The sequence below is a fragment of the Sphingobium mellinum genome, assembly GCF_037860795.1.
Lineage (GTDB): Bacteria > Pseudomonadota > Alphaproteobacteria > Sphingomonadales > Sphingomonadaceae > Sphingobium > Sphingobium mellinum.
Window position 1 is genome coordinate 92,369 of record NZ_JBANRK010000007.1, and the last position, 20,162, is coordinate 112,530.

Consider the following 20,162-nt stretch of genomic DNA (forward strand, 5'->3'; position numbering starts at 1 on the left):
CTGGGACAGCCGTGCGGATCGCCGCCCTGCCGCAGCAGGGCAGCCTCGTCTACCTCGCCGATCAGCCGGCTGAGCGACTGGCCGGACCGGAGCCTCAGGCGGCGGCCGTCAACCGCTTGAGGTCGGGCTTCGTCACCTTGCCCATCGCGTTGCGGGGCAGGCTGTCGACGAAGCGGATCAGGCGGGGGACCTTGTAGGAGGACATGCGCTCCCCCACCCAGGCGCGGATCGTGTCGGCATCGGCGGCCTCGCCCGGCCGGAGGACGATGAAGGCGGCAACGACCTCGCCCCAGGTGCGGTCGTCCACCCCGATCACCGCTGCCTCCGCGACGGCGGGATGGGCGAGCAGCACGGCCTCGATCTCCAGCGCGGACAATTTGTAGCCGCCCGACTTGATGATGTCGATCGAGCTGCGGCCCATGATCCGGTAGGATCCCTGATCGACCACGGCCATGTCGCCGGTCCGGAACCAGCCGTCGACGAAGCTGTCACGGGTGGCTTTGTCATTGTCCCAATATTCAAGGAACACCGTCGGCCCCTTCACGCGGATTTCGCCCGGGGCGCCTTCCTCGCTGACAAGTTCGCCATCCTCTCCATGGAGACGCACCTGCACGCCGGGCAGCGGCTGGCCGACATGTCCCGCGCGCCGGTCGCCGCGATAGGGGTTGGAAAGCGCCATGCCGATTTCCGTCATGCCATAGCGTTCCAGCAGCGCCTGGCCGGTGCGGGCGCGCCACTGGTCGAACAGCGGCACCGGACAGGCCGCCGACCCCGAGACATTGAGCCGCATGGCGGCGAAACCATCGCAGATCGCTCGCGCGGCAGCCGGTTCCAGACCGTCCAGATGATCGAGCAGCTTCACATAGATGGTCGGCACCGCCATGAAGAGCGTATAGTCGCGCGCCGCGACATGCCCGCAGATGACGGCGGCATCGAAGCGCGGGAAAAGCTGCACGGTCGCGCCCGCCCACAGGGCGCAGCTCAGCACATTGATAATGCCATGGACATGATGCAGCGGCAGGAACAGCGGGATGCGGTCGTCCTGCGACCAGCCCCAGGCATCGAGCAAGATCGTGACCTGCGCGCGAATATTGGCGTGGGTCGTGACCACGCCCTTGGGTTTGCTGGTAGTGCCGCTGGTGAAGACCATCATCGCGCGCCGGTCCTCGCCGATCGTCGGCAGCGGAGCTTCCCTATCGGCCAGGACCGCGTCCGGCTCGACCAGGCCGATGCCAAGCTCCGCGCAGAGGTCCGCCAGCATGGGATGATGCGCCGCGCCCGCTATCAGCCGCGTCACCCGGGCGCAGCGCAGATAATGATCGAGTTCGGCGACCGTGGCGCCGGTCTTGAGCGGCACCGCGATGCCGCCCGCGCGCCAGACGCCGTGCATCGTCGCGACATACTCTGTCCCCGCCGGCAGGAAGAAGGCGATCCGTTCGTCCTCCAGATCCGGTCGGCCGTCGAGCAATCCGGTGGCGCAGCGGTTCGCCAGGGCGTTCAACGCGCCGTAACTGACGGCGGCTTCGCCATCGATCAGGGCGATGCGGCTATTGGCGGGGCGCACAGGCGGGAAGGATCGGGTCGACATCAACGGCTGTATTAGGCCGGGGTGGCAGGGGCGGCAATGGCCTGCATAGGTTGGGCGCGCCGCCGCCGGTGGCGATGGAAGTGGCGGTGGCCGCAACGCCGTTGATCCTGCGGGCGTGGCCATTGTAGAGTCGGATGCGTGAAGACTCGCCAAAACTTGCCGCATAGCTGTCACCATGCCCCGGGATGACGAAGGACGCCGGTCACGCAACGCCAAGCGGCTGCTGTGGATGGCAGTGCTGCTGGCGCTGCTGCTGGGCGCGCTGATTGCCTATACCAGCCTGAATGCGCCCGGTCCGCACTTGCTGACGCCCAACGGGGCACTGCTGCAGGGATGATCGCGCAGCGCTGGAAAAAGGCGTCGCGCAGCACCATTTCCCCCTGCAACGGAGCGGATCATCATGACCGAAAATCGCATTACAGACGCAAAAGCGACGGGCTGCGCGGTCGCCGGCAGGCGCGCGCGGCGGCTGCCATGAACGAGAGCATCGCCTATATCGGCCTGCTCGCCGACGAGGAAATCGAGCTGGACAGCGCTGCCCTGATGCTGAGCGCGCTGGATCATGAAGGGGCCGACATTGACTCCTATCTCGACCTGCTGCGGTCGATCACGGACGCGCTGCAGGAGGCGCGGGCGGACATTGGCGAGTCCAGCCTGCACGATGGAGCGGCGCAGGGCGCGCTGCTGGCGCAGGTGCTGGGCGGTCAGTTCGGCTTCGCCGGTGACAGCGCCACTTATGACGCGCCGCTCAATGCCGACATGATCCGCGTGCTGGACCGGCGCAGCGGCCTGCCGGTCAGCCTGTCAATCCTATATGTCGCCGCCGCGCGGCGGCTGGGCTGGACGGCGCATGCGCTCAACACGCCGGGTCATGTGCTCGTCAGCGTCGGTGAAAGGGATGAGCGAGCGCTGATCGATCCCTTCCGCCGGGGCGCGCCGGTGCCGGCCGAACAGTTGCAGGCGGTGATCGAACGGGCGTTGGGGGCCGGCGCCTCGCCCAGTCCGGCGCATGTCGAACCCATGTCCAACCGCATGACGCTGGTGCGGCTGCTGCTCAACCAGGCGACCCGCGCCGAACAGTCCGGCGACACATGGCGCGCCCGCACCCTTTATGCCCGCATGACGGTGATCGCGCCTGAACATGGCGCGGGCTGGTGGGAACTGGCGCGGCTGCAACTGGCGCTGGGCGATGTGGACGCGGCCCGAGCCAGCCTGAGCGCGATGCTGGAGATCACGCGCGACCCTGAACGGCGGGGCCAGATCAACCAGCTGCTCGTCCAGCTGTCGGGGCAGGCATCGTCCTGACGCCCGGCACGGCATAGCGAGGACACCAGGGTGAAGAACGCCGATCAGATCGACGCAATCGACCGCAAGATCCTGTCCGCGCTCCAGATGGACGGCACGATCAGCCATGCCGACCTGGCCGAGCGCGTCGGCGCGTCCAGTGCCTCCTGCTGGCGGCGGATCAAGGCGCTGGAAGCGGCCGGCATCCTCACCAGGGCGGTGCGTCTGGTGAACCCCGACAAGATCAACCGGGGCGTCAACGTGCTGTGCAACGTCCGGATGCGGAGCCATGCCCGCGACGCCCGGCAGGCTTTCGAGGATTTCGTCGACAGCCGCCCGGAGATCGTCGAATGTTTTTCCATGTCCGGCGAATGGGACTATCTGCTGCGCATCGTCGTCGCCGATGTCGCCGACTATAATCTCTTCCTGATGCAGATATTGCTCGGCCAGCCGATGGTGGAACATGCCGCGTCCCATTTCGCCCTGTCGATGACCAAATATACAACGGCCCTGCCGGTCTGAAAAAGCAGGGCCGCCGTGCAGCGTCAGTCCGCAGCGGCGGCGGGGAAGGTCAGCATCACGCTGAGGCCCGGCCCGGCGTCGCCCAGCACCAGGGCACCGCCGTGCAGCCGCATCACCGCAGCGGCCAGGGACAGGCCCAGCCCCGCGCCCGCGATATGGCGCGATTCGTCCAGCCGGGCGAAGCGCCGCAGCGCCGTCAGCCGCTGGTCCGCGGGGATGCCGGGGCCATTGTCCGCGACCCGGACGGCGATCGCGCCGGCCTGCCGCCACGCCGACAGGACGATGCGGTCGCCGCCATATTTCAGCGCATTGTCGATCAGGTTGGACAGGACCTGGCCCAGCACTTCGCGATGCGAATGGACGATCAGGCCGGGCTCGGCCTCCACGCCGATCGTGATGCCGCGTTCATCGGCCAGGGCGCCATACATGTCCTGGAAATCGTGCAGCAGCGCGGCGACATCGACGGGCACGAAGCTGTCGCGGCCGATCCCCGCTTCCGCCCGGCTGATCAACAGCGCCGCGTCCAGCATCCGCTGCAGCGCGTCGCTTTCGTCCAGCGCGCGCGCGATCGCGCGGATGCCGGCTTCGTCCCGGCTGTGGCTCAGCGCATTTTCGAGCACCGCGCGCAGCCGCGTCAGGGGTGACCGCAAGTCATGCGCCAAGCCGTCGGTCACCAGCCGCATCTCGTCGACAAGGCCCGTGATACGGTCCAGCATCGCGTTGATCGCCCGACCAAGCGCATCGAACATGTCATCGCTGCCGGTCAGCAGGATGCGCCGCTCCATATCGCCCGTGCGCACCGCCGTGGCGGTATCGATGACGGACCGCAGCCGCCGCTGCATGATGGTCACCGCCAGCCAGGCCGCGCCGGCCGCCAGCGGCACCGCGATCAGCACCGCGCCGATCAGCGCCGCCTCCAGGAAGCCGCCAAAGCGCAGGTCGTTTTCCACCACATGGCCGGTCAGCAGCCCGGTGCCGTCGGGGAAGCGGGTACTGACGATGCCCATGATCTGCGGATCATGATGGCGCCCGTCATTGCGCAACAGGTTGACCAGCCGCCAGCTTTCCAGCGGTCCGACCATCTTCGGCCAACTGTCGAGATTGCCGGCGATCCGCCGTCCGTCCGGGCCGATCAGCAGGATGACACTGTTGCCGCCGGGGTCGGTCGCGATGCGGCTGCGCACCGTAGCGCCGGCCGCCTCCGCGCCCGCCGCCGCATAGGTCGCGGAAATGTCGTCGCGCAGCCCGATCGCGATCTCCCGGCTGGCATGATCCACCGCTTCGCTGGTGAAGCGATGCACGGCGCCCAGCGCGACGGCGACGCAGACGATCTGCATCAGGAAGATGAGGGCGGCGAACCGCCAGATGACCGAATGGCGCCAGCGCATGGTGGCGGGCGTCAGCCCTGCTCACCCAGGCGGTAGCCCGCGCCGCGCACGGTATGGATCAGCGGCGCTTCGCCTTCTTCATCGATCTTGCGGCGCAGGCGGCTGATATGAACGTCGATCACGTTCGTGCCGGGATCGAAATGATAATCCCACACCCCTTCCAGCAGCATGGTGCGCGTCACGACTTCGCCCTTGTGCCGCATCAGATAATCCAGCAGGCGGAATTCGCGGGGCTGAAGGTCGATCGCGCGGCTGCCGCGCCTTACCTTGCGGGACAAAAGGTCGACCTCCAGGTCAGCACAGGCCAGGCGCGTTTCAGCCGCCTTGCCGGCAGAGCCCCGGCGCAGGATGATGCGCAGCCGGGCGAGCAGTTCGGCAAAGGCGAAGGGCTTGGGCAGATAATCGTCCGACCCGCCGGTGAGCCCCTTGATGCGCTCATCCGCCGAGGCGAGCGCCGAAAGGATGATGACCGGCGTTTCGATCCCGGCGGCGCGCAGCGCGGCGAGGACCGCCATCCCATCCATGCCAGGCAGCATCCGGTCGAGGATGATCGCGTCATGGCTCGCCTCCGTCGCCATGAACAGTCCATCGCGGCCATTGTCGGCGCGGTCGACGGTGAAGCCCTCCTCCGCCAGACCCTTGGCGATATAGTCGGCGGTCGTCGCATCGTCCTCGACCAGCAGCACCTTGTAGCTCATGCGTGACCCACCCTCATCTCCATGGCCCCGGCGGGCGGCTCAATCGCCGCGCGCCGCGTGCGACCCGCCGCGCTCGCCCGTCCGCCGCCGACCAGCCGTTGCAGGTCAACCATGCCGCGCCAGAGCGACAGGCCTTGCGGCCCGGCGATGAAGCGCGGTTCCCACACCGGCCCAAACTTCGCCTTATAGGCTCGAAGTCCCTGAAATCCATAGAATCCGCCGCCGTGGCGAAACATCAGGGCGCCTGCCTTGACCCAGACGGAGGACAGGCGCCGCGCCTCCAGCCCCGCGAGCGGGGCGACGCCCAGCGTGAACCAGCTATAGCCTTGAGCCTTGCCCCACAGCATCAGGTGGCAAAATATGAAATCCATGACGCCATAGGGCGCGTCGTCCTCATGGCGCATGAGGTCGACCGACAGTTCGTTGCCATTGGCCGTCGACCAGATATTGGCGAAGGCGACGATGCGCCCTTCCCGCCGCACGACCGCGCAATCGAACTGTTCCATATAGGTGGAGTCGAAATGGCCAACGCTGAAGGCCAGCTCGCGCCGTCCCTTCGCCGAGAGCCAGCCGTCGGACACGGCTTTCAGTTCGGGGAGCAACGGCCCGATCCGTTCGGCGGGCACGATCTCAAAGACCGCGCCTTCGCGTTCGGCCCGGCGCACGGCATAGCGCAGCGGCCGCGCGTCTGGCCCGTCGAGCGTGAAGCGGCTGAGGTCGACGCGCGCTTCCTCGCCATATTTGACCACCGACAGGCCAAGGTCGATCGCAAAGGGGAGCGAATCGACGCTCAGCTGATAAATGAGCAGCCGGCCCTGCGCCGCATCCGCCATTTCCCTGACCTGCCAGAGAAGGTCGGGCCATTCGGCCGGGTCGCCCACCGGATCACCCATCACGATCCAGCTATGTCCCTGCACCTGGAACATCAGGAAGGCGTTTCCCGTCGGGGAGAAGAGGAACAGCTTGTCGCCCGTCAGCGCCAGGAAGGCATCGCTGCGCTGCGCCAGCGCCAGCGCGGGACGACTGGGCACGCGGGACACGGACAGGCCTGCCGCGCGCAGCGATGCGGGCCGCATCAATCCCCACAGCGCGGCACCGATCACCACAACGCCGGTCGCCAGCGCCGCGCGCAGGAAGCGCGACGCGTCATGATGGCGCCCGAACTGCCACCACAGCTCATTCTGATAATCGACATGCTTGTAGGCGAAGAAGCCGATCCAGATTGAAATGCCCACGGCGATGGCGAGCGCCGCGATCCAGTCGGGCGACAGTGTCGCGCTGGTCAGGCTGGTCCGGCGATAAAAGGCGCTGCGGCTCCATTGCAGCAGCCCGGCGATGACCAGCAGCACCATCGCCTCTTCATAATCCAGCCCCTTGATGAGCGAGAAGACGGCGCCGGCCACCAGCAGCAGGCGGGTCAGCCAGAAAGCGCCGTCCAGCCGCCGGTACAGCCCGGAGGCGAGCAGGATCAGCAGCGCCCCGATCATGCTGGCGGCAAGGTGCGACGCTTCGACGAAGGGCATCGGCACGACGCTGCTCACCGCCCGGAATCGCGCGGGGATGGCGGGCAGCGATCCGGACACCAGCAGCACCGCGCCGCCCGCCGCGACCAGCGTCGCCAGCATGGCAGGCCCGATCGCCCCCGCGACGACCTGCGCGCCGTTCGCCACACGCCGCAGCGGCTTGCGCCACAGCGCGCCTTCATGTCCGGCGATCAGCACGATCGCGATCAGCAGCGGGATGAAATAATAGAGCACGCGATAGGCGACCAGCGCCGCGATCAGGCTGGGCCGGTCGACATCGGGCAAGGTGGCCAGGATCACCGCTTCGAATATGCCGATGCCGCCCGGCACATGGCTGACCAGCGCGACGATGATGGCAAGCGCATAGCCAAGGAAAAAGGTCGGGAACAGCCCGATACTGGCATGCGGCACCAGCACCAGCAGCGCCCCACTCGCCATCGCGAGGTCAATGCAGGCAATGCCAATCTGGGCGACCGCCTGTCGGGGCGTCGGCAACGCCAGCGTCCAGCCGAACAGATGCACCGGCGGCCGATGGCGCCCGAGTATGAAGAGCAGGCCGGCGATCAGGGCGATGCCCGCGATGCCGATGATCTGTTCGACCCCGGAATCCAGGGACAGCGTGCCCAGCACCAGCGGCACAGGCCGCACCGCCATCAGCATCGCCGCCAGCGTGATGACCCCGCCCCAGAAAGCGAAGCTCGCCGATGCGATGACCCGTGCGATGTCTCCCGCGCCAAGGCCCGCCGCGCGATAGATGCGCAAGCGCGCCGACCCGCCGGTCAGCAGGGAAAGACCGAGGTTGTGACTAAGCGTGTAGCTGCAAAAGGACGCCAGCGCCGCCGTCGGCCAGCCGATCTTCCGCCCCAATATACGCAACGCGATATGATCGTAGAAGGTCAGCGCCAGATAGCTGAGAAGCGTCAGCAGGGCGGAAGCGCCGATCGCCCAGTCCGGAATGGCGTGGAAGGCCGCGCGCACATCGCGCATCCTGACCGCGCCCAGCAGTTCGTGAAGGGCGGCGAAGGCAAGCCCCGTCACCAGCAGCAGCGCCAGGATGGCAAGGCTGGTCCGGCTTCGGTCGGAAAGACGGATGGCCGGTGTCATCGCGCCGCTTCCTCGATGATGGCGGGTCGCGCTGCCCGGCGCGCATCGTTGACGCCCGCCTGGGGTCGGCCGGCATAGTCCGACGGGACGAGCACCCGATCGATCGCACCCAGCAGCGCGCCACTCGCCGCAGCGGCATCATGGCGCAGCGCGTGACCGCCGGGCAGTTCGACCACCGTGGCATTGGCCTGGCGCAGCGAGGGGCACAGGCTGTCGTCCTCTGCCTCGCCATGGAGGCACAGCAGCGGCACCCAGCTCAATCGCTTGGCGGCGGTGATCGCATTTTCCTCGGGCTCCCAGATGGAAAATATCTGGGACGGCGAAGCGCGCCATTCCCGCGTCGCGCCGGGCACGATCAGGCCGATGAAGGCGATGCGTCGGCGCAGTTCGGCCGGAACATAGGGCAGCGACGGAGCGATCACGTCCGCACCGAAGGACTGGCCGATCAACAAAAGCCGGGCGCGCGGATCGACCGCCAGCGCGCGGCGCAGCCCGTCGGCGATCATCGCGCCGGTTTCCTCCGGCGTGCGGCGGACGCGGAAGAAATTCAGGCTGTTTTCCGTAACCACGGTGATGCCGCGCCGGGTCAGTCTTTGCGCTATGGCGGGGCCGAGACCGGCATGGAAGCCCATGTCCCCCGACAGATAGAGCGCGACGGCGCGCCGCTGCGGGGGCACAGGCGCGGTGGCGGGCAGCACCTGGAACAGCTGGCCGCCAAAATAGCCGATATGCCACAGCGCCAGCAGGAGAGCACCGACCAGCCCCAGCAGCGTGTAGCCGGGCGCCTTCACGCCGCCCGGCTCCATCCAGGTGGCTGCGTCGCCGCGTGGGCGCCGCCGCCCGACTGGACGCGGCCGCTGCGCTCCAGCTTGCCCCATCCGACCCATGGCCCCAATATCGCGTTCCACACGGCCCGGATCACGACGCTGTACATGATCTGGCGATAGACGAAGCGCTGCGCCACCAGCAGCAGCGCGGGATAGCGACGCTCGCGAGGCTCGAGCCGATAGGCGACCCCACCGCACAGGATGTCGATGGCGGTGAAGGCGAGCCAGTAGACGCCCATGCGCAGCACGTCGCTCTGGGTCTGCGCCCAGCCATGCTGATGGATGCGCACGCCCGTGTCGACCGCGCTCAACAGCAGCGCCAGGTCGATGATGGGCGAGACAAGCGCAAAGCCGATCTGGAACATCCAGGCCTGCGGCAGCCCGACCCAGGCCAGGCCGACAGGCTGCCCTTCGCGCCAGATACCGCGATGCTTCCACAGGCATTGCAGCGTGCCATAGGCCCAGCGGAACCGTTGCTTTGCAAGGGCGCGGAAGCTTTCCGGCGCCTCGGTCCAGGCGACCGCTTCGGTGTCATAGGCAACGCGCCAGCCAGCACGCTGAATCGCGATGGTCAGGTCCTGGTCCTCGGCCAGCGTGTCGACCGGATAGCCGCCGACGGCATCCAGCGCGGCCCGCCGCCACGCGCCGACCGCGCCCGGCACCACGGTGATGGCGCCGAACCGCGCAAGCGCGCGCCGCTCCAGATTCTGGGCCGTCACATATTCGACCGCCTGCCAGCGCGTCACCAGGTTGACGCGGTTGCCGACCATGGCATTGCCCGCCACCGCGCCCAGTTCAGGATCGACGAACCAGCGCGCCAACCGGGCGATCGTCAGCGGCTCAAACTGCGTGTCGGCGTCGAGCGCGATGATGAGCGGCGCGGTGGCCATGGTCAGGGCGCGGTTGAGCGCCGCCGCCTTCCCTCCGTTGGTCAGCGTCAGCAGCCGCACGCGCGGATCGCCCGCGAACGCATCGGCGACGATGGCGCTGGTTCCGTCCGTCGACCCGTCGTCGACCACGATGACCTCCAGCACGACCTGCTCGCTCGCGAGCACGCGCCGCACCGACTGTTCGATCACCTTGGCCTCGTTATAGGCAGGGATGATGACCGACACGAACATCGAAGGCTCGATCGCGGGCGGTTCGACTTGGTTCGACGGCATCCGGCTGCCCAGGGCCAGGGCCGCGAGCAGGATCGCGCGCCCGATGCCGAGCAGGATGACCGCGAAGAACAGCCACTTGAGCACCAGAACGATCGCGGCGACGACCAGGAATATGGCGACGTCGATACGCACGGCCGCCAGGTCAGCGCCTGTTATCGGCGGCATCACCTGCGCGGGCGACAGGCCGGCCAGTTGCGACACGGTAACGAAGCGATAGCCGCGCGCCTCCAGCGCCTTGATGATGCGGGGCAGCGCCGCCACCGTCTGCGCGCGATCGCCGCCGCCGTCGTGCAACAGCACGATCTGGGCGGACCGGTCGGGGTTGCTTCCCTGAACCGCCCGAACCGTCCGGTCGACGATCGCGTCGACGCCCGGCCGGCGCCAGTCGCCGGGATCGGCGTGCAGGCCGACATTCAGATATCCCGCCCTTTGCGCTTGCAGGGCCGGGCCGATTTCGTCGGCCGTCGTCGGTTCGGCGTCACCGAAATAGGGCGCGCGGAACAGGCGCATGGCCCGGCCGGTATAGGCCTCCACCAGCCGCTGGGTGCTGTTCAGCTCCAGCGACACGCCCCGTTCCGACACCTGGGCCATATTGGGGTGGGTATAGCTGTGGTTGCCGATCTCGCTGCCCTGGGCGATGATCCGCCGCAGCAGGGTTGGATGCATCAGCGCATTTTCGCCCACCACGAAGAAGGTCGCCGGGACATGGGCGCGCTTCAATATGTCGAGGATGGGCGGGGTCCAGCTCGCGTCCGGGCCATCGTCGAAGCTCAGCGCCACCAGACGCGGGTGATAGCCCGTCCGCCGGATCACATAGGGCGTGGGCAAGCTGGCATAATGTTCGTCGACGATGAGGCCGCTGGTCGGACCCGAACCCAGCCTGACGCTGCGCTGGCCGATCGTCGGCACATCGTCGATACGCAAAATCTCGCCACTGCCTTCGACATCGACCGAGTTGAAGCTGGTCAGGCGGCCGAGGTCCCTGGCGGCATCATTCTTGCCTTCAAGCGCGGGCCAGAAGCCGGGATCCTCCGATCCCATGCGCCACAGAGCTACACCGCCCGCGCCCGACAGCCGCGCCGCGCGAATCTGGTTCCAGCCGCTCGCCGCATCGAGCATCCAGACATGATGGACCTGCCCGTCCTGCACATAGTCGAAGGTCGCATTGCCGCTGCGCGGATCGAAGCGTATCGGCGCACCCGCATCATGGGCGGACAGCCACGCATCTTCGATCGACAGCGCCGCCGCGCCGGCCTTGCTGCCTTCAGTCCAGTCATAGGCATAGTTGCCGACCGCGACGATCGCCTTGGCCGGCGGCACCATGCTCAACGCTTCGCGCAGACGGTGCACGAACCAGGGCTGTGACGCGATCGGGCCGGCCGGGCCTTCGGCATAATGTTCGTCATAATCCATCAGGAACAGGCGGTCGACGATGCGGCCGTAGGCGCGCAGGTTCCAGCTGGGGTCCCCCACTGGCACCGTCAGCGTCACCAGCAAGTGATGGGCGCGCAGCAACGGCGCCGCCTGGGTGAGGAAAGCGAGATAGTCGGCCTGCGAACTTGCCGGCAGCGCTTCAAGGTCGAATACCACGCCCGCAGCGTGCAGCGCCTGGAGCGCCGGCAGCATCTGGCCGAGGAGCGCGGTGCGCGCGCGCGGATCGTGGAGCAGCGCTGCGGCCCCGGCGCCGTCCCAGGCGCCATCCCGCGCGTTCTGCAGCACCGGCAGGACGGCCGGGCGACGGCGGCTGGCGCGCATGATCGACACAAAGGCGGGATCGTTCGTCACGCGCAGCTGGTGCTGCGGCCCGGTGACGTAGAGCAGCGAGGGCGCCACCCAGTCGATCCGCTTGATATGTTCGCGCAGCGAGGCACGGCTGGCATCGTCCCAGGGTACGTAGAAGCCGACATTCACCGGGTGCGCGGACAATGCCCGACCACCCCGGGGCAGCCAGCTCGCCAGTCCGTGGCGCAGCGTGTAGCCGATCTGCCCGAGGCGCTGGCCGATGCCTTCAGCGCGCGGCCGCTCCATCTGGACCGGCATGGCGGGCGGCACCGGGACCTCGACGATTGTCAGGCCGAACGCGACGGCAGCGGCCAGAATGGCGATCAGCAAAATACATAATGCCGGCAAAGTCAGGCGGCGACGGCGCCCACTCGCATCGTAGAAGATCGGCCTTTGCATCTATCCATCCGGAAGGTCGGGAGAGGCGGCGCAACAGGGGACACGCCGCCTCTCACTTTTCGGCCACAAGAGATAGCCGTCGTCCCCAATAGATCATGTCTTCGCTCCAGCGAATGAGCGGCAGATTACGTTTTTTTCATGATGTTGGGGCCCATCTCGCGCGGACGGTCCGGGCAGGGCGCCGACAGGATGTCTGCAAGGCAAGAACGGGCCGCGACCTGGTCAGGCGAACATTCCCACGCTCGGCCACAGTCAGGGAGCGGCGCAAGGACGGGCGGCAAGTAAACATTCCATATTTTGTCGTAAAGAGTTCATAAGTTAACCTTGAAGCCAAGGATAGCACCGCCATCATTCCAGAATAATAGGCTGAAAGCGCCAATATGACGCGAAAATGAAATTCCAATACTGATTATGTGACAATCATTGTCACAAAACTGTTGTCATGTGCGCCTAGTGCCCGGCCCCGCAAAGCATCCACTCGAATGGATATCAAAAGGGGTTACACATGATTCGCTCTTCCACCACCGTGCTGCGCGCATCGCTATGCGGCCTGCTGCTGGCGTCGGTATCCGCGCCTGCTCTCGCCAGCACCACCGCCGAACAGCCTGCCGCTCCGGCCGCGAACGCCATGGCTGACGCAGATGCGGACGCCGGCCTTGGCACCATCATCGTCACCGCGACGAAGCGCGAAACCAATCTTCAGGAAACGCCGATCTCCATGGCTGTGATGAGCACGGAGGCCCTGAAGGACCGCCACGTCTCCAGCCTCTACGACCTCGCCGACGGCGCTGTTCCCAGCTTGCGCATCGCGACCTTCGAAGCGCGCCAGTCCGCGCTCACCATCGGCATTCGCGGCATCGTGCCGCTCGACGCCAACCAGCCCGCCCGCGAACAGGGTGTCGGCATCTATGTCGACGGCGTCTATATGGGCCGCCAGCACGGCCTGAACGCGGCGCTGTTCGATGTCGAGCGCGTCGAAGTGCTGAAAGGTCCGCAGGGCACACTGTTCGGCCGCAACACCGAAGGCGGCGCGCTCAGCATCGTCAGCAAGGCGCCCACCGGCGAATTCGGTGGCCACGTCGAAGCCGGCGCGGGCAATTATGGCGGCCGCACCGCCAACGCGCACATCAACCTGCCGGCAATTGCTGGCTTCAGCATCAAGCTGGACGGCGTGTTCCAGCATCAGGACGCGACCACCGAAAACCCGCTCGCGGGCCAGAAGGGCTGGAACTATTACAACCGCAAGGGCGCGCGCGCCGCGGTTCGCTGGCAGCCAACCGACACCATCACCAACGACTTCGCCTATGACGTGGCGAAGGACGAGAACACGCCCTTCTACAGCCAGCTGCTGAACTACAATCCGAACAACTGCGCCAATGGCACCCAGGCTTCGCAGCCGGCGTGCACTCTGCCTGGCACCGCCTACACCAACCTGACCGGCGGTCCGGTGAAGCCGCTCCTGCCGGGCGTGGTCGTCAACGGCAACAGCCGCATGGGCGACGCCGATATCGGCGTGCCGCAGCAGGTCAGCGTGGACAAGACGCACGGCTTCACCAACACGCTGAAATGGCATCTGGGCGATGAACTCGAACTGCGCTCCATCACCGCATGGCGCGGCGTCGACGCGACCCAGTGGGACAATTCGGGCGGCGCTCACCGTCCGCCGCTGGTGAATCCGCCCCTCGGCAGCTCCGCTGCCGGCTGCACCGCGGCCTCGCCCTGCACCTTCAGCCGCTACAGCCTTGCCGACCTGCGCCAGCGCCAGTTCAGCCAGGAACTGCAGGCGGTCGGCACGGTCGGGTCGATCGACTATGTCGCGGGTCTGTTCTATTTCAACGAACATGTCAGCGACGACGCCGCGACGCCCAGCTCGATGGGTGCGGTCGCCATCCGCAACGGGGCCGGCGTGATCACCGGCTACAACTATGCTCCGATCTCTTTCTGCACCGCGTCGACCCCGGCCTTCGTCGGCCAGGCCGTCAATGGCTGCTCGATCGACCGCGCGTCGGAAGTCTGGTCCAAGAGCTACGCTGCCTATGGCCAGCTGACCTGGAACGCCACGGACGCGCTGCACATCACCGTGGGCGGCCGCTACACGCATGACGAAAAGAAGGGCGTTCTGCACTATTCGCGCAACGTCAATTATGACACGGCCACGGCCGCCTTCCTGACTGGCGCCGGCTACAGCCCGCTGGATGCGACCTGGAACCGCTTCAATCCGATGGCGACCGTCGCCTATGACGTGAGCCGCAACCTGCACGTCTATGCGAAATATGCGACCGGCTATCGCGCCGGTGGCGCCAGCTCGCGCACGTCCAACTATCAGGCTTTCAATCCGGAAGACGTGAAGTCCTACGAAGTCGGCCTGAAGTCCGACTTCTGGAACGGTCGCGGCCGCTTCAACGTCGCCGGCTACATCATGGACCGCAAGGACAGCCAGGTCGACATCAGCTCGATCCAGTTCGTCGGAACGAGCAGCTTCAACAACCTGGTCACCATCAACGCGCCTGGCACAACCAAGATCCGGGGCGTCGAAGCTGACCTGACTGTCGAGCCGATCGATGGCCTGACTCTGAACGCGTCCTACGCATACACCTATACGAAGATCCCGCCGGTGCTGATCACCGCAACGGATTCGACCGGTGCTTCGACCACGGTCTATCAGAACTTCTACATCGTCTTCACCCCGCGCAATGCCGCGAGCGGATCGATCGACTATGTGGTTCCGGTCGGCGGCGGCGACACGAAGTTGAAGTTCCACTTCGACGGCAACTATGCGCAGGCCACCCAGGCCTTCGACCAGTTCGCGACGAAGGCCGACAGCTCGCTGATCTTCAACGGCCGCATCTCGCTGGCCGACATCGGGACCGGCAATGGCCGCAGCCTGACGTTGAGCCTGTGGGGCCGCAACCTGTTCAACGAACAATATGTGTTCCGCCGCGATCCGTCGAACAGCCTGCCCGGCGCGCCGACGAGCAGCGTCGCGAACGGCAGCATCAGCAACGTACTGGGCGACTACGGCAACTTCAACGCGCCGCGCACCTACGGCATCGAAGCATCCGTGAAGTTCTGATCGGCACGACGGAAATAGGGATGGCGCGCTGTGATGAACAGCGCGCCATTTTTATTGCGTGAATCCATGTGCGCGTAAGTAAATGCCGATCGCGTCGATGACGCCAAATTGCGGAAAATTCACGCCGATTTAGCACAAGACGTTCGCCATATTTCCTGCTAGGGTCCATCTATTGCGCGAAATTTGCTGCAAGCATTCGCCGTGACAGAGAGACTATCGTGCTCCCGCTTGCCAGCCGAGGAGCCTCGTCATGGAAGATCTGAATTACCTGTTGAAGCGTGAGCAGGAAGAATTGCTTCGCACCCGGATTGCCCATAGCCCCGCGGCGAGCCGCGTCCATCAGCGGCTGGCGATAGGATATGCCGCGCGCATCCGCCATCATCCCCATCCCTATCGGTCGGAGCGGCCGGACGGGTCGACCGCCTTCAATCCCTTTCCCTTCAACGCTGAAGGCGGTGCGGCATGAGCCGGGTCGTCAACCTCTGGGCCACGACAGACGTCATCAAGGCGGCCTGTGACAAGCACGCCTTTCGCATATCCGCCATCGAAGCGCTGGTGTCGGGTGGCGCCCGGGTCGTGATGCTCGACCCCAGGGACGCCGACGCCTTGCGGATCCTGATGAAGGACAAGCTGATCGATGGGGCGGTGCAGCGGTCCGCGTCTCACATGGCGCGTCAATGGACGCCCGCCTTCAGTCGGAGATAGCATGCCCAGGATGGATCTTGTCGATGGCCGCAGGCAGGCGGCGCTGGATCATGCCGATCTTGCCACCTGCCCTGCCGAAAAGCGTAAACATGAAGAGCGGGCGCGGGCCTACGCCAAGATCCTGTCCGTTCTATCGCGGGAGCAGGCGGCGGCCTCGCGTCCCCGCTAGCGGCCTTCAGCGCGCGGGCCGGGCCGCGAACCAGATATTGTGCCAGCGCTGCCTGCTGCCGGTATAGGCGGGCAGCACAATCTCGTCGACATCGAAGCCGGTTTCTTCGAGCCTGCCCGCGAAAATGTCGTCCGGATAGGATGACCAGACCGACAATATCCCGCCCGGCCGTAAAGCGGCATAGGCCGCCGCAAGGCCTTCATGGGAATAGAGACGGTCGTTTCCGGCGGTGATGAACCCGTCTGGTCCATTATCGACATCCAGCAGGATAGCGTCGAACCGGTCGGCCTGCTCCGTTATGACATCATAGACATCGGCCAGGCGCAAGTTGACGCGCGGATCGGAAAGATTGTCCCCGAACAGATGCGCCAGGGGACCCCTGGCCCAGGTCACGATCTGGGGCACCAGTTCGGCGACGGTCACCACGGCATTCGCGGTCCAGGCGGCCAGGACAGCGTCCAGGGTAAAACCCATGCCCAGCCCGCCGACCAGGACATGCCCGTCCTTCCCGGCCAGGCGCTGGCTCGTAAGCGTCGCCAGTGCCTTTTCCGACACATGGTCCTGGCTGCCCATCAGTTCGTCCTGGCCGAACTGGATGGAAAATTCCTTGCCGCATTTAAGCAGGTGCAATTTCCCGCCGTCCGGGATGTGCGCGATATCGATCGTCTCTATGGGCAGGCCGCCTTGCCCCCGCTCGTGGGTGGGACCCGCCTCCATGTCGTCGGTGCGCTGCCGCACAGCGTCATAGTCACTCATGCCGTAGCTGTCGCTTTCCCGGATTTCGCGACGTAAACCAGCATGGCGTCCATTGCGCGTTGATCTGGAGCAATGATCGCCTTGCACCCTCTTTGCAAGCGCGCTGTGCGGCTTGCCCGGTTTCAGCGGGTGAAGGACGGCGCGCTTTGCGCTCATCGTCAAGCTCGCACATTATGTATTTTCGCCCTAAGCGCGCAGGGGAACGCGAGCGTCGCCAAACTGTTGACCGGCCAGCGGCGCACAGCGGGTCGCAAGGAGACCGAATTTCAATGCGCCTTAAAGTAGAAGCGAAGCTCGCCTATCATATGCCGGAGCGGGCTGACGTGCTCCTGGCGGTCGAGGGCGCGCAGACGGCGGAGCAGTGGCTGGTCGACGACCTGCTCACCGTCAGCAGCATGACCGCGCTGCAGACCGTGCCGAGCGACGACGGGATCGGCCGCAGGACATGGGCCTGCGCGCAGGGCGACTTTACGGCCGAATATCACGGCACGTTCGATGTGGAACGCGCGGCACGCTCGCTTGTCGGATTGCCGGTATCCGCCCATGCCGACCTTCCCGCGCATGTGATCCCCTATCTCTGGCCCAGCCGCTTCTGCGAGTCCGACCGGTTCGCGTCGTTCGTGACGCGCGAATTCGCGGATTTCGAAGGCGGCGCGAAGATCGATGCCATGGCGAAATGGATAGGCCGCAACATCGAATATCGGCTGGGCGCCAGCCATGGGACGACCAGCGCGGTCGACAGCTTCGTGGCGCGCGAGGGCGTGTGCCGGGACTTTTCGCATGTGATGGCGGCCTTCGCGCGCGCGGCCGGCATCCCCGCGCGCCTGGTATCGGCCTATGCCTGGCAGCTCGATCCGCCCGATTTCCATGCCGTCGTCGATGTCTGGCTGAATGACGCCTGGCATCTGGTCGATGCCAGCGGCCTTGCGCCGGTCGAAGGCCTGCTGCGCATCGCCGTGGGGCGCGACGCGACCGACATCTCGTTCATGACGATCTTTGGCTATGCCGAACTGGTGAACCAGCAAGTCAGCGTGACGCGCGTTGACGACATGGCGGAGGCTTGAAACAAATCGGTCACTTCATGCCATATTTGTGCGATCCTGTTTCACCCGTGCCCCAATTTGCGTTAAATTTTGAAAGCCAATTTCGAATGCGATGTGAGACAATCCGGACATGGCGAGCGAAGGTGGAGAGCGACCCGAAGGCATAGCGCCGGACTGGACCATCCCACAGGACTGGTCCTCCTACACGCCGGAGGACCATGCCCTGTGGGACCGGCTGTTCGACCGTCAGGCGAAAATGCTGCCCGGCCGCGTCGTGCAGGAGTTCCTGGACGGGCTCGACATGTTGCGGATAGCAAGGCGCGGCATCCCGGACTTTGATGAACTGTCGGATCGGCTGATGCGGGCGACCGGCTGGCAGGTTGTCGCCGTGCCGGGCCTGGTGCCCGACCGGGTCTTCTTCGACCATCTCGCCAACCGCAGGTTCGTCGCGGCACGGTTCATCAGGCGCCCGGACCAGATCGACTATCTACAGGAACCGGACATATTCCACGATGTCTTCGGCCATGTTCCGCTGCTCGCCAATCCGGTCTTTGCCGATTACATGCAGGCCTATGGCGAAGGCGGACTGCGGGCGGATGGCCTGGGTTCCATCGACCATCTTGCCCGGCTCTACTGGTACACGGTCGAATTTGGCCTCATCCGGCAGGGCGACGCGCTGAAGCTCTATGGCGCGGGTATCGTTTCTTCTCATGGCGAATCCCTGTTCGCGCTGGACGATGTTTCGCCCAACCGCATCGGCTTTGACCTCAAGCGCGTGATGCGCACCCGCTATCGCATCGACGACTATCAACAGACCTATTTCGTGATCGAAAGCTTCGACGATCTCCTCAGGCAGACCGTAGAGATGGATTTCGCCCCGCTGTATCGGGAACTGGAGCAGGAAAGCGACCTGGAGGTAGCGACGATCCTGCCGCAGGACAAGCTCTACACCATCGGGACGCAGGACCACGCCCGGTCGAAGGCCAACACCCTGACCGATCGGGAGGATCGCAGATCATGACCAGCGACGTCGCCAACCCGCTTGGCCTCAACGGCTTTGAATTTGTCGAGTTCACCTCGCCCGACCCGGACGAGATGGCGGCGCAGTTCAGGGCGCTGGGCTTCGTGCCGAGCCACCGCCATCCCACAAAGAATATCACGCGCTACAAGCAGGGGCGCATCAACCTGATGCTCAATCGCGACGATGCCGGCCGGGTCGCGGCCTTTCGCGGCGAGCATGGCCCGTCGGCCAGCGCCATGGCGTTCCGCGTCGCCGATCCGCAAGCCGCCATGGCCTGGGCGCTCGACCATGGCGCCCGGCCAACGGACGAGGACGATACGGTGATCCAGGGGATTGGCGGATCCTATCTTTATTTCGTCAGGGACGGCGAAGATCTCTATGCCGATTGGGCCGAATTCCCGGGGTGGCGGGAAGAAGAGGCGAAGAACAATGTCGGGCTCGACCTGCTCGACCACCTTACCCACAATGTCCGGCGCGGACAGATGCGGGTGTGGAGCGAATTCTATCGCACGCTCTTCAATTTCGAGGAGCAGAAATATTTCGATATCAAGGGGCAGGCGACCGGCCTGTTCAGCCAGGCGATGATCGCGCCCGATCATGCCATTCGCATCCCGCTCAACGAAAGCCAGGACGACAAGAGCCAGATCGAGGAATTCATCCGCCAATATCATGGCGAGGGCATCCAGCACCTGGCCATGACGACCGACAATATCTACGACACGGTGGAAAGACTGCGGGGGCGCGGCGTGCGGCTGCAGGACACGATCGACACCTATTATGACCTGGTCGACAAGCGCGTGCCCGGCCATGGCGAAGATCTGGAAAGGCTGAGGAAGAACCGCATCCTGATCGACGGCAGCGTCAAAAACAGCGAAGGCATCCTGCTGCAGATCTTTACCGAGCCGATGTTCGGCCCCATCTTCTTCGAGATCATCCAGCGCAAGGGCAATGAGGGTTTCGGCAACGGCAATTTCCAGGCGCTGTTCGAAAGCATCGAGCTGGACCAGATCCGGCGGGGCGTCATCTCCGTCGATGCGTGAGGATCGGACATGAATATATTCAGCGAAGGCATGCCGGGGATGCCGGCCGCCGACGGCAAGGAACCGATCCGCTTACC

The 20,162-nt window shown here is 65.6% G+C and carries 17 protein-coding genes; 10 read left to right on the forward strand and 7 right to left on the reverse strand.

The features are described from left to right. Nucleotides 1–94: 94 nt before the first annotated feature. A complete protein-coding gene (locus AAC640_RS10450) occupies nucleotides 95–1,588 on the reverse strand; it encodes an acyl-CoA synthetase (RefSeq protein ID WP_340266059.1) in 1,494 nt (497 codons plus the stop codon). A 175-nt stretch (nucleotides 1,589–1,763) separates the two neighbouring features. Between AAC640_RS10450 and AAC640_RS10455 the strand changes: the two genes are divergently transcribed. The 3 genes from AAC640_RS10455 (at nucleotide 1,764) to AAC640_RS10465 (ending at nucleotide 3,394) form a co-directional block, all read left to right on the forward strand. Next, nucleotides 1,764–1,925, forward strand: a complete 162-nt coding sequence (locus AAC640_RS10455; RefSeq protein WP_340266060.1) for a hypothetical protein — start codon at nucleotides 1,764–1,766, stop codon at nucleotides 1,923–1,925. A 137-nt stretch (nucleotides 1,926–2,062) separates the two neighbouring features. Then, on the forward strand, nucleotides 2,063–2,893 hold the full coding sequence (locus AAC640_RS10460; protein WP_340266061.1) for a SirB1 family protein: 831 nt from the start codon (nucleotides 2,063–2,065) through the stop codon (nucleotides 2,891–2,893). 30 nt (nucleotides 2,894–2,923) lie between these two features. Next, nucleotides 2,924–3,394, forward strand: a complete 471-nt coding sequence (locus AAC640_RS10465; RefSeq protein WP_340266062.1) for an Lrp/AsnC family transcriptional regulator — start codon at nucleotides 2,924–2,926, stop codon at nucleotides 3,392–3,394. 23 nt (nucleotides 3,395–3,417) lie between these two features. On the opposite strand, the gene AAC640_RS10470 is transcribed toward AAC640_RS10465, so the two are convergent. From AAC640_RS10470 to AAC640_RS10490, 5 genes are read right to left on the reverse strand one after another with little or no spacing between them, the layout of a single operon-like run. Beyond that, entirely contained in the window at nucleotides 3,418–4,782 is a 1,365-nt protein-coding gene (locus AAC640_RS10470) for a sensor histidine kinase (RefSeq protein WP_340266063.1), read from the reverse strand. Between the two features lie 11 nt (nucleotides 4,783–4,793). Beyond that, complete coding sequence (locus AAC640_RS10475; RefSeq protein WP_340266064.1) at nucleotides 4,794–5,480, reverse strand: winged helix-turn-helix domain-containing protein; 687 nt, start codon at nucleotides 5,478–5,480, stop codon at nucleotides 4,794–4,796. Next, nucleotides 5,477–8,107: a bifunctional lysylphosphatidylglycerol flippase/synthetase MprF gene (mprF, locus tag AAC640_RS10480; RefSeq protein WP_340266065.1), complete on the reverse strand. Its 2,631-nt coding sequence runs from the start codon at nucleotides 8,105–8,107 to the stop codon at nucleotides 5,477–5,479. The genes AAC640_RS10475 and mprF overlap by 4 nt, the downstream gene beginning before the upstream one ends. Next, nucleotides 8,104–8,898 carry an AcvB/VirJ family lysyl-phosphatidylglycerol hydrolase gene (locus AAC640_RS10485; protein ID WP_340266066.1) on the reverse strand — a complete coding sequence of 265 codons (795 nt, stop codon included), beginning with the start codon at nucleotides 8,896–8,898 and terminating at the stop codon, nucleotides 8,104–8,106. The genes mprF and AAC640_RS10485 overlap by 4 nt, the downstream gene beginning before the upstream one ends. After that, nucleotides 8,895–12,278: a glycosyltransferase gene (locus tag AAC640_RS10490; RefSeq protein ID WP_340266067.1), complete on the reverse strand. Its 3,384-nt coding sequence runs from the start codon at nucleotides 12,276–12,278 to the stop codon at nucleotides 8,895–8,897. Before AAC640_RS10490 ends, AAC640_RS10485 begins: the two co-directional genes overlap by 4 nt. A 505-nt stretch (nucleotides 12,279–12,783) precedes the next feature. On the opposite strand from AAC640_RS10490, the gene AAC640_RS10495 reads away from it, so the two are divergent. The 4 genes from AAC640_RS10495 (at nucleotide 12,784) to AAC640_RS10510 (ending at nucleotide 16,225) form a co-directional block, all read left to right on the forward strand. Continuing rightward, a complete protein-coding gene (locus AAC640_RS10495) occupies nucleotides 12,784–15,351 on the forward strand; it encodes a TonB-dependent receptor (protein ID WP_340266068.1) in 2,568 nt (855 codons plus the stop codon). A gap of 250 nt (nucleotides 15,352–15,601) precedes the next feature. Next, on the forward strand, nucleotides 15,602–15,817 hold the full coding sequence (locus AAC640_RS10500; RefSeq protein ID WP_340266069.1) for a hypothetical protein: 216 nt from the start codon (nucleotides 15,602–15,604) through the stop codon (nucleotides 15,815–15,817). After that, nucleotides 15,814–16,056: a hypothetical protein gene (locus AAC640_RS10505; RefSeq protein WP_340266070.1), complete on the forward strand. Its 243-nt coding sequence runs from the start codon at nucleotides 15,814–15,816 to the stop codon at nucleotides 16,054–16,056. Before AAC640_RS10500 ends, AAC640_RS10505 begins: the two co-directional genes overlap by 4 nt. 1 nt (nucleotide 16,057) lies before the next feature. Continuing rightward, a complete protein-coding gene (locus tag AAC640_RS10510; protein ID WP_340266071.1) occupies nucleotides 16,058–16,225 on the forward strand; it encodes a hypothetical protein in 168 nt (55 codons plus the stop codon). A 6-nt stretch (nucleotides 16,226–16,231) separates the two neighbouring features. Here the strand turns inward: AAC640_RS10510 and AAC640_RS10515 are convergent, their stop codons facing one another. Further along, nucleotides 16,232–16,942, reverse strand: coding sequence for a spermidine synthase (locus AAC640_RS10515; RefSeq protein WP_340266089.1), 711 nt, complete (start codon nucleotides 16,940–16,942; stop codon nucleotides 16,232–16,234). A gap of 308 nt (nucleotides 16,943–17,250) precedes the next feature. On the opposite strand from AAC640_RS10515, the gene AAC640_RS10520 reads away from it, so the two are divergent. From AAC640_RS10520 to hppD, 3 genes are all read left to right on the forward strand, one after another. Then, nucleotides 17,251–18,045, forward strand: coding sequence for a transglutaminase-like domain-containing protein (locus tag AAC640_RS10520; protein ID WP_340266072.1), 795 nt, complete (start codon nucleotides 17,251–17,253; stop codon nucleotides 18,043–18,045). Nucleotides 18,046–18,154: 109 nt separating this feature from the next. Then, nucleotides 18,155–19,045, forward strand: a complete 891-nt coding sequence (gene phhA / locus AAC640_RS10525; protein ID WP_340266073.1) for a phenylalanine 4-monooxygenase — start codon at nucleotides 18,155–18,157, stop codon at nucleotides 19,043–19,045. Then, nucleotides 19,042–20,085, forward strand: a complete 1,044-nt coding sequence (gene hppD, locus AAC640_RS10530; RefSeq protein ID WP_340266074.1) for a 4-hydroxyphenylpyruvate dioxygenase — start codon at nucleotides 19,042–19,044, stop codon at nucleotides 20,083–20,085. The genes phhA and hppD overlap by 4 nt, the downstream gene beginning before the upstream one ends. Nucleotides 20,086–20,162: the final 77 nt, after the last annotated feature.

Excerpts from the sequence above, each read along its gene's own strand:
- AAC640_RS10450 (WP_340266059.1), bottom strand. The coding sequence starts at position 1,588 with ATGTCGACCCGATCCTTCCCGCCTGTGCGCCCCGCCAATAGCCGCATC.
- AAC640_RS10455 (WP_340266060.1), top strand. The coding sequence starts at position 1,764 with ATGCCCCGGGATGACGAAGGACGCCGGTCACGCAACGCCAAGCGGCTG.
- AAC640_RS10460 (WP_340266061.1), top strand. The coding sequence starts at position 2,063 with ATGAACGAGAGCATCGCCTATATCGGCCTGCTCGCCGACGAGGAAATC.
- AAC640_RS10470 (WP_340266063.1), bottom strand. The coding sequence starts at position 4,782 with ATGCGCTGGCGCCATTCGGTCATCTGGCGGTTCGCCGCCCTCATCTTC.
- AAC640_RS10475 (WP_340266064.1), bottom strand. The coding sequence starts at position 5,480 with ATGAGCTACAAGGTGCTGCTGGTCGAGGACGATGCGACGACCGCCGAC.
- mprF (WP_340266065.1), bottom strand. The coding sequence starts at position 8,107 with ATGACACCGGCCATCCGTCTTTCCGACCGAAGCCGGACCAGCCTTGCC.
- AAC640_RS10490 (WP_340266067.1), bottom strand. The coding sequence starts at position 12,278 with ATGCAAAGGCCGATCTTCTACGATGCGAGTGGGCGCCGTCGCCGCCTG.
- AAC640_RS10495 (WP_340266068.1), top strand. The coding sequence starts at position 12,784 with ATGATTCGCTCTTCCACCACCGTGCTGCGCGCATCGCTATGCGGCCTG.
- AAC640_RS10500 (WP_340266069.1), top strand. The coding sequence starts at position 15,602 with ATGGAAGATCTGAATTACCTGTTGAAGCGTGAGCAGGAAGAATTGCTT.
- AAC640_RS10505 (WP_340266070.1), top strand. The coding sequence starts at position 15,814 with ATGAGCCGGGTCGTCAACCTCTGGGCCACGACAGACGTCATCAAGGCG.
- AAC640_RS10510 (WP_340266071.1), top strand. The coding sequence starts at position 16,058 with ATGCCCAGGATGGATCTTGTCGATGGCCGCAGGCAGGCGGCGCTGGAT.
- AAC640_RS10515 (WP_340266089.1), bottom strand. The coding sequence starts at position 16,942 with ATGGAGGCGGGTCCCACCCACGAGCGGGGGCAAGGCGGCCTGCCCATA.
- AAC640_RS10520 (WP_340266072.1), top strand. The coding sequence starts at position 17,251 with ATGCGCCTTAAAGTAGAAGCGAAGCTCGCCTATCATATGCCGGAGCGG.
- phhA (WP_340266073.1), top strand. The coding sequence starts at position 18,155 with ATGGCGAGCGAAGGTGGAGAGCGACCCGAAGGCATAGCGCCGGACTGG.
- hppD (WP_340266074.1), top strand. The coding sequence starts at position 19,042 with ATGACCAGCGACGTCGCCAACCCGCTTGGCCTCAACGGCTTTGAATTT.